Genomic DNA, 13725 nt, shown 5'->3' on the forward strand with positions numbered 1-13725 from the left:
TTTTGCGAAGATGCTTCGCTAATCTCTCATTCACGCACCTGTTTTCGCTATTTTGCGAAGATGCTTCGCTAATCTCTCGTTCGCGCACCTGTTTTCGCTATTTTGCGAAAGTGCTTCGCTAATCTCTCACTAGCGCACCTGCCTTCGCTAATCTCTCGCTCATGCACCTGCCTTCGCTATTTTGCGAAGGCGCTTCGCTTTTTTGCGAAGGTGCTTCGCGAACTGCGAGCACTAGCGACAAGCTGCGCGCAAACTACGGCCGCGCGCTCGCCCCATAGTGCACACTCACATCACGCCCCGCCCCGGGGCGTGCGGTGCACCATCACCAAGCAGCCATAATCAGCCGCCGCTAATCTTCTTCAACAGACGGCTGATGTTCTGCTCCTTCTCGGCAATGAAACGATGCATATAGTCATTACCGTTTCGATCATTAAAGGCTTTCGCGAGCGCGCCGATTTCCTCATCCAGCCATGCGAGCGTAACCTTTTCAGACTCGGCAAGCTTCTTGCGGCGCTTCGCCTTCGACCATTGCTGGAGGAACAAGCGGACGGACAGCAAATATTGAAATCGATCCCACGGCATCTTGCTCTCCAGCCCAAGCTGAATCGTTCGCTCGTACAGCTTAACCGCCTTAGGCATGTCCGTTACGGTGAAAAACTCCATGAACACGCCATATTCCGGCAAGTAGGAAGGCCCCTCGATAGAGCGAAACGCCCGTTTCGCAATATCAATCGCCCGGTCGAACTCGCCAAGCTTCAACAGCGGTACGATCATATTGCTGTACGTCGTATGGGGCACAGAACGGCAGCTAAGTCTGCCATCCAGAATCGGCTTGATCGTCTGCATGCCCCGCTTCAAATGGTTAATCCGGAAGTAGTATTCGCCGAACAGGTTTTGCTCGCAGGCGAGACAATCGGACAGCGAATCACGCGGCGTCTCCTTCCATCGCTTATGATAAGAGGCTGCTTCCTCCAAATGGCCTTGTGACAGCAGAAAGTTAACCTTTTGCTGATAATAAGCACGCAGCGTATACCCGTACTGCTTGCACTTTCGTTCAAAATCGGCGAACACCGCCTCGATCTGCTCCAAGCTAAACTGCGGCAGCCGCCAGATCTGATTCAGCACCCACTTGTAATGCCACATAATGCTGTAGCTGGAATACTGCCCGGGATTCTGCTCGAACTTAGCCAGACACCAGGAGAACGATATGAATAAACGTTCCGGACAGCCGCATTCAAGCGCCGCTGCGGAATAATCCATTCTTACATCATAAGCATCGCTCTCTGTCATGTATTGATCGGCAATTCGGATCGCTTCCTCCAGAACAGCCAGCTTCCGCTTGTCGTCGGGCATCGACCAGACTTCCCGGCGTAATCCGTAATAACGCTGCTTCATCGTTCCCCTCCGCTTGCCTCATCCAAGCCCCTGTTCATAAAATGCAGAAGCGATTCATTCATTAGCCGAAGCTCCTCCGCATTCATGGAGTGATTGCCCATCAGAAGCGACTGCGTATAGAACAGCTCAATACAAACCTTTTGCAGCTCCGCATCTCCAGAAGCGGCAGCTTTGCGGACGATCGGATTATTATAGTTAAAACAAAGCCGCGCATAGGGCTCCTCATACAGCTCCTGCCTGATGACCTGTACAATGCTGGCAAACAGCGCATTAGCCTCCCGTTCACTGTCATCCGCCAGCTTGAAGAGATTGACCTCCTCATTAATCGTATATAACGCCGGAATATCGGCCGGTTCGAACCACCTGACCGAACAGCGGCATTGAAACCGCTCCAGCAATGCATCGGCCAAATCAAGAAACGGCTCTAACGCCTTGTGTTCCTCGCGCTCCAGACGCTCAAAGCGGTTCGCAATGGTCAAAATATCAAGAACAGAGACGCTTGTCTCCTCCGACACGTCCGGAAGCTTGCGCACCAGTTCGAAATCATGCACATATCCTCCGTTGATGACCATCATCCCCTGCGATCTTGCTACGCGGGCGATTTGCCGGAACTCATCCAGCGTTGTCGTTACCAGAATATCCGAATGGCCGGAGAGTATATCAGACATCGTCATTTCTCCATAGGAGGTCTCGAAATTGAGATAACGAATAACCAGCTCGTAAAGCTCCTCATCCTCGACCGCCATCGCCTTCAGCGAAGCATAGTGAATTAATATAATCCGCTTCAGCAGCTCCGGGTCCGTCTCTGACAACCCGATCAGATGCTGCTTGATGCAATTGCCAAGCTCGTCCCTGACCAGGAAAAACAAATCATTCTCCTGAACCGATTCACGGGAAGCAGTCGGTCGCAAACTATCCGCATTCAATATGCCGTTGACGAAAAAAGCCCAAGGCGGCAAAATCGTCGGCATTTTATCGGAAAGCAGCATGTTCTTCAAATATACCTGATGCCGCTTCTCGTCCTGAAGACTAACGGCATAGGGCAGGATGTAAGCCACACCCTCTACACCGCCAATCGCCGAGCGAAGCGGAATGACATCCATGGCTTTGTAATAGGCCGAATGCTCGATATAGTCCAGCGCACCCTCCCGATCGAGTGTCCAGGGCGACATAGCTTCATTAATCCGCTCTTCATGCCTGCCTTCAGTCAAATAAATTGGCGTCTGCAAAAATTGACCATATCGCGTCAGCAGATCACGGAGCGTATCATATTGGAAATACTCCTCATACTCCGCCTTCGCTTTCAAATAGATCGTAGTGCCGACCGGGACTTGCTGCTTCAGCTTCTTGACCGCATATGTACCGTCCGGCTTGCCTCGCCATTCCAGCGAATCGCCATCAGCTGCGGAACGCGTAATCAGTATGATTTCATCGCTCACAACGAAACAAGCGAGCAGCCCTACGCCAAAATGACCGATATAATCATCGGCTGCGTCCAGATCATCCTTCTTCGTCGTACTTCCGATACGTGCGAGAAATTGTTCAATCTCGTGCAGCGTAAGACCCGCTCCATTGTCTTGAAAGGATAACGTATGAGAGGACGGGAACAGCTCAACTGTCACTTTCTCCTCATACAGATGGCCGAGCCTTCTTCTGGCCGTTATCGCATCCACGCCGTTTTGCAGCAGCTCTCGGATAAATACACCGGGATCGGAGTAAAGGTGGTTGGAGAGCAAGTCAATAATGCCCTGCAGGTTTACTTGAAAGTTCATATTTTCCATATAATACCTCTAATATGTCTTAATATAATGATGTATACTCTATAATTCTATTTTTTTATCGCCTTTCCCTGCTTTATTTACTTATTTTTCTTTACGAATGCAAAAAGAAAACTCCCCTATGACGCGACTTTCGCGTTTATCGGGAAGTTTTCTTCATCGTGATCCTCGTTAGCTCCAGCGGTAAGTGCCTACCGTGCTCGCAGGCAGGCTATCCGCGAATTGACGGCCTTCGCATAAAACGCGGAACGGCTGCACCGTCTCACTCTGATTGATGACAATTGCAACGTATTCGCCATCCGGATTACGGAACACCACATTCGTTACGGCCTCTGCAGAACCATATGTACTGCCGACCCTTACCGCTCCCCGCCGAATGAACTTCGAGAATTGGCCGAGCAGGTAGTACTCCGGCGTCACCCAGCTGACATCCGCTTGATCCGCATCCTGGATAAATAGGGTTGGACCCGGAGTGCCCAGCCATTGATGCGTGCCGATCCGGCTGTCCAGCATCGTCACCCAAGCATTATAGCTGCAAGCATAATGGCGGAAATATTGCGCAATCCGGTCCGCTCCCGCCGTGCCCCATACCGAACGCTCCGTTAAGTAGATCGGTTTATCCGGATATGCAGCATGAAGCTCACTCATCGCCTCCGGTGACCCTTCATAATCATGGAGTGCAATGCCGTCAGCCGCTGCAAACCCATCCGGATCATTCAGAATCGGTGTCACATACGCCATTGCATCTATGAAGTTATGATCAAAAATCCATAGTTTCGTCTCCAGCCCATGCTCCGCAAACTCACGCTTGAGTGCAACAGCCAGCTCCTTCTGCCGCTCCGGCGGCATGTAGCAGCTCGGATAATCGGTCTCCAGCAGCGGCTCATTCTGCATCGTCATCGCAAACACCGGAATACCATGCTCCGCATAGGCCTGAATCGACTTCCGGTAGTACTTAGCCAGCACGTCGGTATAGGCCTGCCCGTCCTTCAGCATACCCCGCTTCAAATCACCGTTCGTCTTCATCCATGCAGGCGGACTCCATGGCGATGCTAAGATCCGCACATCCGGGGCCATTGCGATCAGCTGCTGAATCGTCTCAATAATTGACAGCTCAATGTCCTTCTCAATCGTGAAGCGTTCCAGTTCAAAATCCGTCTCGCCCTCCGGCAAATCGTTATACGTATAAAACGGCTCAGCCGTAAAATCCGACGTGCCAATCGCTATGCGAATCACGTTCAGCCCGATTCCCGCCTCCGGATCAACCAGCTGGCGCAGCACCTGCTTACGGTTCTCCGGAGACATTTTCGCCAAGTTGTGAATGGTCGTCTCTTCAATGGAAGTGCCGATGCCCAGCATTTCCTGATAACGATGCTCCGGCGTCACCAGCAGCGCAGTTGACTGCGCGGCTTCAGGCGATGTCCACGAAAGCGCGGACTGCTGGCTCAGCCGGTGCTTCGTTTCATGGGGCCCAGAAAACCATTGGCTGCCGCCGGGCGCCAGCGAAGTGCTGTACCATACCTCTACCTCAGAATTTCGGCTTGTATTCGAATTTATAGCTGCATGGTTCATCTTGTTCATATTGCTCTCTCCTTTTCTTTCTCTGTCTATTGCTGCTTCACTATAAATGCAATAAAGCGAAGACAGCATCGCGGCTAAGCCAAAATTCAGCTTAGCCGCATCATGCTATCCCGCTATATTATTGAATGCCTTTTTCGTCGAAATATTTGTTAGCTTCGCCCTGTACATACGCCAGAACTTTCTCAACGCCGGCCGCTTTCAACTTATCGCGGTACGTTTTCAAGGAAGCATCTACATCATTGGTCAAGCCAAGCATCAGCGGCTTGCCGTATTGCTCGAACACTTGGTTTACAGCTGCAAGCTCGGCTTTAACCGGCTCGTAGTCCAAGGAGATTGGTCCGAAAATATCCGGTTTGCTGATCGGCTTGAACTCTTCCTTCAGCACGTCCAGACCTTCCCAGCCGCCTTTCTCCTTCTTCATGTTCGGCTCATAACGCCAGCCCCAGCTTGCGATGTCGTAACGCGGTGTTTCGTTCAAGTCCACACCAGGAGCCGGGATGACGATCGTTTTGTCGTCCTCGCCTTTTGCCCAGTGCGTGCCCTCGATACCGTAAGTCATCAGATTGAAGTAAGCTGGATCATTACGCAATTTGTCCAATACCATCAGGGAACGCTCCGGATTCGTCGAAGCTTTCGGAATCGCCATGCCGTTTGCGATTGGAATCGTCGGAATAACGTAGTTGTGGAAGCGGCTGAACGGGAAGTAACCGATTTCCATATTCAATGCTTTCGCTTTCACTTCATTGATGAAGCCGCCTGCGCTCGACGGGTTACGCCAGTACAGCGCGCCTTGGCCCGTCTTAATGAAATCGCCCGCTTCCTGTTTGGAAGACAGCGAGTTTTTGTTCCAGTAGCCTTTGCTTTCCCATACTTTCATCTTCTTCACCCAAGCCTCATACTCGTCCGTGAACGGAAGAACTTGAATGTCGCGAGGCGTCGCATAGGACATTGAGCCGATAACCTCACCCGTAATTTGCTGGAAGTCCACCGAAGCACGGAACAGCGTTGCGATGTTCTCGTAAGCAGCACCATTGATCGGCGTTACCTTTTTCTGCGTCTTCACTGCATCCATGTAGGCTTCAATCGAATTCACGTCTGTGAACTCCGGCAGGTTCAGCTCTTTGCGCCAGTCTTCACGGTACACATAGCCAATTGGTGTATATTCCGCATTCGTGTTCGGCACTGCATAGATACCGCCGCCAACCGTCACAGACTCCCAGTCCTGCTCCGGCACATTGCCCCAAGTCGTAGGCGCGTATTTCGGCAGCATCTCTTTCAGATCAAGAAATGCGCCTTGCTTGGACAGCTTGTAGAACTCCGCCCAGTTCGATGCAAAGATCATGTCGATCTTCTCGCCGGATGTCAGAAGCAGATTGTATTTCGTCTGCCAGTCATTCCACGTCGTAAACTTCAGGTCAATCGTCGTGTTCAGATCCTTTTCCAGCATTTTGTTCCATTCCGCAACAATTTTATCTTGGTTTTTATGTGCGTCGCCAACCAGATACCAGGTCAGCTTGACCTTCTTCAATTTCTCACCCTCGGCCTCTTTGCCGCTGTTCGTTGCTACCGGATCTCCATTTTTCTCACCGTTTGTACTAGGCTTGCTGCTATTGTTGTTATTGCTTCCGCATGCTGCAAGCAGCGAGAGAACAAGCGACAGAAGAAGAACAAGCGATACCCATTTCACTCTCTTTTTCAAATTCGACTCCTCCTTATTTATAATGGCCATCATCTATGTTAGCCGGTTGCCCGGTTCTAACCGTTACTCATTAACCCTTAACCGCGCCAATCGTAAGCCCTTTCACAAAATACCGCTGAACGAATGGATAGAACAGAATGACAGGACCTGTCGCCACGACGGCCACCGCCATCTTTAGCGTCTCGGTTGGCGGGACGATATTGGCTGCCAGGTAGGCGCCATTATTCGTCTGCAGCACAGCCGCGCTGGATAGTATCTTGTACAGCAGGAACTGCAGCGGATATTTGTCGCCGGAAGTAATGAACACATTGGCGTTGAACCAGTCATTCCAGTAACCCAGCGCCAGAAATAGCCCAATAGTTGCGAGACCCGGCGTTGACAGCGGCATGATCAGCTTCCAGTAGATCCGGAAATCGCCTGCCCCGTCGATCTTGGCTGATTCCACGATGGAATCCGGAATGGACTTCATGAAGCTGCGCATCAGTATAATGTTCCATGCGCTGACGAGCGGCGGCAGGATCAGCGCCCAATAGCTGTCCTTCAGCCCCAGATGCTTCGTCATCATGATGTACCAAGGGATCAGTCCGCCGCTGAATAGCGTCGTGAAATAGATAAAGAACGAAAGCTTGTTGCGGTAAACGAAGTCTTTGCGCGACAGCACATAGCCGGCCATTGAGGTTACGAGCAGCCCCAGCAGCGAGCCGGCAACCGTAACGCCGATCGTCACACCATAAGCGCGGTAAATTTGCTCCGGATTCGAAAATACCGATTTATAAGCCTCGAACGATAAAGCGTTCGGGAACAGCTTGAAGCCTTCAGCGATTATTTCGAGTTCGTCTGTGAACGAACCGGATACGATTAGCCAGAATGGAATGAGACAGATGAGCGATAGAACAGTCAGCATCGAATAGCCGATGACGTTGAAGGTAATGGTGGCACTATCCGCTTTTATCCTCGTCACTTTATAGGAAGGAGTAGACTGCTGCGGCATGGTTTGGCGATTGGAGCTCATTGAATTCCCCCCTTAGAACAACGCGTATTCTTCGCGCGTTTTTCGGATGATGTAGTTGACGGTCATGATTAGAACGAAGCCGAAGAAGGACTGGTAAAGGCCCGCTGCAGTACCCATGCCGATATCGAAATTAATGGTTAGTGACCGGAATACGTACGTATCGATAATATCCGTAGCCTCGTACAGCATGCCGTTGTTGCCAATGATTTGGTAGAACAGGTCGAATTGACCTTTCAAAATGCCGCCAAGACTGAACAGAATGAGCAAAATGAAGGTTGGCATTAGCAGCGGCAGCGTAATGCTGCGGATCTGCTGGAAAATATTCGCCCCGTCGATTTTCGCCGCCTCGTAATATTCGTCGCTGATGCTCATGATCGCCGCCAAATAAATAACGGTACCGTAGCCGATGCCCTTCCAAATATGAAAGAAGACGATAATATATTTCCAAGGCGCAGTCTCGATATAAAAGTCATACGGCTGCAAGCCGATTTGCTTCAGCACCGTATTGACGACGCCAAGATCCGAGAATAGGTTGAAGACGAACGCTCCGACCAATACCCAGGACAGGAAATACGGAAGGAACATAATGGACTGTGCCGTCTTTTTGAAAAACTTGCTCGACAGCTGCGCCAGAAACACCGCGCAAACGATCTGCATCACATTGCCCACAATGATAAAAGCGATATTGTACAGCACTGTATTTTTAGTTAGATTCCATAAAATGCCCGACTTGTACAGAAAGGCAAAGTTTTGCATCCCGATAAACTCACTTCCGAATAATCCGCCGTCAAAATCGAATTTGGTGAATGCGTAGTATACGCCAACCATTGGAATGTAGCTGAATAAGACAAAAAACAGCAGTGTCGGAGCAATCATGAGGAACAACGTTTTGTTCCGCATTATTTCCTTGATCATTTTTCGGCCTCCCTCTTGCTCTCCTCTTTATGTGCAGTTGCTGATGTGCTGCTTCCGGACGATCACGCCGGCTGCAAAACCTATGGTAGAGGAGGAGGGAAAAACCGGCAACTAACCATCCCCGACATGACTCACTTTTTGCTTCAAACGGCGACTAACCTTTTTCGAACACGCTCTCTTTTTCCGTCACAGCCCAGTCGTATCAACGGTTTTCAGCCCTCAGGGGTGAAAAAAAGAAGGCTGGGAATCAGCCTTCCTTTTGCAGTTTCCAAAACTCATCGGCATCATTGCCGTCCTGTGCGAGCTGCTCTCCGTCTTGTTGAAGCCTGCCAGCCTTGCGGAATTCCGCAGGCGTCACGCCGTTATGTTTTTTGAACGCTTTATAGAAGTAAGGATTGTTGGCAAACCCGGCCTGTTCGGCAATATCGCCAATAGAATCATCGCTTGCAATGAGCAATTCCCGCACCCGATTCATCCTTACCTCGTGAATATAGCCCAGAATCGTCTGAAACGTATGCTGCTTGAAAATCCGTCCGATATAAGTCGCCGACATGCCTAGCTCCTCTGCAATCATATCGAGAGACAGGTTGGGATCGGCATACCGTTCGTCCACCATCCGCTTGATCCGACCTGGCATATCGTCCTGCCTCGTCTTTTTCTTCTCCTCCATATGCTTCTCCAGCCGATCGAACAGCGCCATAAACCGCTCATTCAGCTCCGCCATCGACTCCATCCGTTCGTGCATATATAAATTCAGCAGCGGTACATCCGGCTCACCTGCTTTGGAGGAATGCTGGCCGATTACCCGAATCGCGTTTTGCAGCGCATGGGATACATGCGTGATCGCCAATTGAAAAGACATATAGGAATATTCAGCGGTCTCCCCGACAATCTCATGGAACAGCCGCTTAACCTCTGGGATGCGTCCCAGCATCAGCTCGTCGATGAGCTGCTTTTCCTTATGAAGCGGGTACTCGTAAGGCCGCTCTTTCATCCGCTCGACCGTCTCCGCATCCACAAAGCTGCCCGGGCCATTGAACAGACGGTTGAACGACGCTTCAATCGCCTGCTGGCACAGCCGGTGCACCGACTCTACGCCGCTGCCCGTCATGCTTGCCGAGATTGTCACCGACAGCTTCAAGTACAGAGACACAGCGGTCTGAATTTCTGCTGCATCCTTGCGAATCGTCGAGCAATCCCCTTCCTCCTCGCTGAGACCGCACTGAGCCAGTATCGCCACCCGGTCGTCTCCTAGGTCAACAGCAGCCGTGACATAACCGCCCGCATGCAGCAGCTCCTGTCCGATATTCAGAATGCCGTAACGGAGAAGCTTCCGGTCTTCCACCGAATATTCAGATATAAAATGACGATAATCGTCAATCGTGAACAAAATAACGCGCATTGGATCGGACGGGTTCAGGCCGATATTGTAGCGGTCAAAAATTTTGCGAGCCTGCTCCGCGTCGCTATGATTGTCACCGGACAGCAGCCCCCGCAAGTAGGCGGTGCGCATCTTCTGAAAGCTGTCGCGCCATTCCTCCTCCAAATTGCCAAGCCGCAGAAGCTTCTTGTTGAGGCCATGGAACAGTCTTCGGGAAGCGACATAGGAGAGCGCCAGACCTGCCAGCAGAATGGAGCCCCCTGTCAGTATCGTCTTCAAGCGCATACTGTCGATGCTTTCAGTAATTGTGGAGTATGGAATGATGCGGATATAGCGCCAGCCCAAGTAATCGGGAGCCGTATACGTAACGAGCGACTTCACGCCGTCTACTTGCTCCGAGAAATAGCCCGATTCGTCCCGGTCGTTCACTACCCGATCGATATAAGAAGTGCCCTTCATGTCCATCAGCATAGGATGAGTCCAGCTGTTCGATACCAGCCGGCCTTCCTTATCAATCAGAAACGTATTGCTGGCATCATTCGCCAGCGATCCGTCGATATGCTTATGAAGCTGCGTTTCCTTGATGTTGACGACCACGACGTTTTTGCGGGCGTTTTGCGTCAGCGTATCGTATAGCAGAAACGTATAGGTATCCCGTTCCTTTTCCGCAATGTTGCCGACCAGTCCGTCGATCAGCAGCCGGCGCGGAATCGGCATTAGCGTCTCGTAATCATTGAGATGGCTCAGCATCTCTCTCATCTCATTGTCATAGAACTCATTTTCCGCGAACACCGTCGGCACGCTCATATCCGAGCTGACGAAAAAAGTGCGCGAGATCGCGTTATACACGTAGATGGAGTCAATAAACGGCGAGGATTCACGATAATTCGTCATCTGCTTGACGGCCGTATCAATGTCCACCGCCCCGATGTCGGGAAAGTTAAGCAGATTGGCGATATGCTGATCGCTGTAGATCTGCTTGGCGAACGTAGCTGCTGTCACCGCCATGACCGACGCTTCCTGCGTCGTCTGCTCCAGGCTGTTCATCGTCTGATCGTATGACTGGTCGAGGGCAATCCGCTCGAAGCTGAAATACAGGATGCTGGAAAGAATCGTTATCGTTAAAAAAATGGACACCGTCGTGAACACTAATATTTTCCCGTAATACCGATTATCCTTGCCCATCTGCTTCCCCTCCCATTAAGATGAACCTTTAATGACCAGACTGGAATCGACCTTCAACTGCCGTTTGTCGGCCCATACGTTGTCGTTCATTTGATCAATAAGCTTCTCCGTCAGCAAAGCACCCATCGTATACAGAGGCTGCTGCACAGACGTAATCGGCGGCTTGACGTAGTTCGTCAATCTCACGTTATCCACGCCTACAACAGCCATCTGCTCCGGAATCGCCAGCTCAAGCTCTGCGCAGGCTTTGTAGACACCTAGCGCCATTTCGTCATTGGCGGCAAATACGGCGGTGAAATCCTCGTTTCTCGCCCGCAGACGCATAAAAGCCTCATACCCTTGGTCCTCGTTAAAATCTCCGTTCTCGATTAATTCGGGGACGAACGGCAGCCGGGCGTCGCGCAGCCCTTTCATATAGCCCTCCAGCCTTCCGAAGCTGTCCGTCGCATCGGCATATCCGCTAATAAAGGCAATTCTGCGATGCCCCCGCTCCACCAGATGCTGAATAACCTGCTGGCCGAACTTCGCATTGTCGGTGTACGAGCAAGGAAGCTTCGGATGATCGATGTTTCTGCCGATAAGTCCGATGGAATAGCCGTTGTCGGCGACTGCCGCAATCTCCTTGTCGGACATCTTTGGCGTTATAAGAATGAGTCCATCTACCGTATGATTGACTAGCAGCGACAGAAATTCTTGCTCCTTCTTCAGCTGATTTTGAGCGTCACAAATTAATATTTTATAGCCTAGCGAGTTTGCCATGTTCTCGATGCCTTGAATAATTTCCGCATAATAGAACACGCGAATATCGGAGATCACAACAGCAAGTGTCATCGCCTTCCGCGAACGGAGCTGCTTGCCCATCGCATTGGGCGTATAGTTCAACTGCCGGACGGCGCTCAGCACCTTCTCCCGCGTCTCAGCACCGACGAGACTGCCGCCGTTCAACACCCGGGACACCGTCGCTACTGACACTTTGGCTAACTGGGCAACATCGGTCATCTTGCTTTCTTTCATCCGCGATCACACTTTCCATAGGTCGATACATCATTATAGAACAGAAGTGAAATCGATTACAATAAATTATAGGAGAAAAGTAGCGATTTAGTACGTTTTACAATAAAAACGATTACATGAGATGAATTTAAGGCACGCTTAGAATTGGAATATAGCGTTTATTCCTCCTCAGCTTCACGCTCCCAAGTATGCAAATTGTCTCTACCGCTGGTGCTTAAGGCGCACATTTTCTAATGTTGCTGGCTGCTCCTGTACCTAAGGCAACTTATTCCCGCATCAAAATGTAAACATACATTTTGTTTCGGTCGCTGAGCACCGAAATACCATTCAAAATGCAAAAGTGCATTTTGAACCGGCGATAATCACCCATTTGGAGCAAAATGGGGCAAACAAACTGTACTTTTGCATTATGAGGCGTAAAAACAGCCTTTTTCAGCTAATCAAGCTGCACTTTTACATTTTGTTTGCCAGAAAAGCTCCGAGCAGCTCTTAAATCCAACGTACCTCTAGGAAATGCGTCATCTGTCTATACACGGTTTCACACCTTCTACCACTTACGGAAGCTTGCGAAAAAGAGCCCGCAGCTATGGGTCAGTCTCATCCCATGTGCCGCAGGCTCTTTTCTCGATTTTGCCCAAGCTGCCCTATCTGCTGCTTTATTACCAAGCTTCTATCTTCCGGCTTCACTAATCTTTCCGGACAGAAGACTCCCGGATAATGACCTCCGAGTCGATCACAAAATGATGCTTGTCCTCGAATTCATTATCGGCTAAGCGATCGATTAACTTTTCCGCCATAATGGCGCCCATCGTATACTTCGGCTGTTCGACCGTGCTAAGCGGCGGAAGCAGATATTTCGTAATCCGGTTGTTGTCTACGCCTACGACGGCCAGATCCTCCGGAATACGAATCTCCTTCTCCCGGCAGGCTTTATAGACACCGAGCGCCATCTCGTCATTGGCTACATAGACGGCTGTAATCGGCATTTTGGCATCCAAAAGGCGCAGCAGCGCGGCATAGCCGCCTTCCTCCTCAAAATCACCGTTATCGATCAAGCCTGGACGAAACGGAATATGATGCTCTTTGAGCGCCTTCATATAGCCTTCCAGCCGCTCATAGGTTTCGATAGAATCGGGATAACCGCCGATATACGCAATCTGCTCATGCCCTTGTTCAATAAGATGCTCCACCACTTGGCAGGAGAACTTCACGTTATCCGTCTTGCAGGTCGGAATCCGTTCATGCGTAACCGTCTTGCCTATAATGCCGATCGTATGCCCTTTATCCGCATATTCGTACAATATCGTATTGTCTATCAGCGGCGTTACGAGAATCATCGCATCGACTGCACGATTCGGAAGCAGTCCCAAATACTCCTGCTCCTTCTCCGCCTTGTTGTCGGAATCGCAAATGATAACTTTGTATTTCCGGGCGTACGCCATATTCTCGATGCCTTTAATAATCTCCGCAAAATAGGAGACGTTGATATCCGGCACGATAACGCCAAGCATCATCGTTCGCTGAGAGCGCAGATGCTTGGCGGCCGAATTCGGATGATAATCCATCTCCTTAATTGCGGCAAGCACCTTTGCTTTCGTGCGCTCCTTTACGAGGGAGCTGTCATTTAATACACGCGATACGGTTGCCGGCGAAACGCCGGCCCGTTTTGCGACATCTACGATCTTCTTGTCCATGACTAGGATCAACCTTTATCAAAAAAGCTATATTTTCCTTTCATTATATGATTAAATCGATTTCAAGAAAA

9 protein-coding genes are annotated in these 13725 nt (G+C 50.4%); all 9 read right to left on the reverse strand.

The features are described from left to right. Positions 1-339: 339 nt before the first annotated feature. Positions 340-1395 (reverse strand): hypothetical protein, encoded by a 1056-nt coding sequence (locus tag TY10_RS22255; protein ID WP_042168453.1) that lies wholly within the window; start codon positions 1393-1395, stop codon positions 340-342. After that, positions 1392-3176 carry an HSP90 family protein gene (locus TY10_RS22260; RefSeq protein ID WP_238327893.1) on the reverse strand — a complete coding sequence of 595 codons (1785 nt, stop codon included), beginning with the start codon at positions 3174-3176 and terminating at the stop codon, positions 1392-1394. The genes TY10_RS22255 and TY10_RS22260 overlap by 4 nt, the downstream gene beginning before the upstream one ends. 168 nt (positions 3177-3344) lie before the next feature. Next, complete coding sequence (locus tag TY10_RS22265; protein WP_042168456.1) at positions 3345-4754, reverse strand: glycoside hydrolase family 30 protein; 1410 nt, start codon at positions 4752-4754, stop codon at positions 3345-3347. 118 nt (positions 4755-4872) lie between these two features. Next, complete coding sequence (locus TY10_RS22270) at positions 4873-6453, reverse strand: extracellular solute-binding protein (protein WP_042168459.1); 1581 nt, start codon at positions 6451-6453, stop codon at positions 4873-4875. 70 nt (positions 6454-6523) lie between these two features. Beyond that, positions 6524-7465, reverse strand: coding sequence for a carbohydrate ABC transporter permease (locus TY10_RS22275; protein ID WP_042168462.1), 942 nt, complete (start codon positions 7463-7465; stop codon positions 6524-6526). Positions 7466-7477: 12 nt separating this feature from the next. Beyond that, on the reverse strand, positions 7478-8380 hold the full coding sequence (locus TY10_RS22280; RefSeq protein ID WP_042168464.1) for an ABC transporter permease: 903 nt from the start codon (positions 8378-8380) through the stop codon (positions 7478-7480). Between the two features lie 247 nt (positions 8381-8627). After that, a complete protein-coding gene (locus TY10_RS22285; protein WP_042168467.1) occupies positions 8628-10946 on the reverse strand; it encodes a helix-turn-helix domain-containing protein in 2319 nt (772 codons plus the stop codon). Between the two features lie 15 nt (positions 10947-10961). Further along, complete coding sequence (locus TY10_RS22290; protein ID WP_042168470.1) at positions 10962-11960, reverse strand: LacI family DNA-binding transcriptional regulator; 999 nt, start codon at positions 11958-11960, stop codon at positions 10962-10964. Positions 11961-12646: 686 nt separating this feature from the next. Then, positions 12647-13654, reverse strand: a complete 1008-nt coding sequence (locus TY10_RS22295; RefSeq protein ID WP_042168472.1) for a LacI family DNA-binding transcriptional regulator — start codon at positions 13652-13654, stop codon at positions 12647-12649. Between the last annotated feature and the right edge of the window lie 71 nt (positions 13655-13725).

It is taken from the genome of Paenibacillus gorillae (genome assembly GCF_000513275.1).
GTDB classification, from domain to species: Bacteria; Bacillota; Bacilli; order Paenibacillales; family Paenibacillaceae; genus Pristimantibacillus; species Pristimantibacillus gorillae.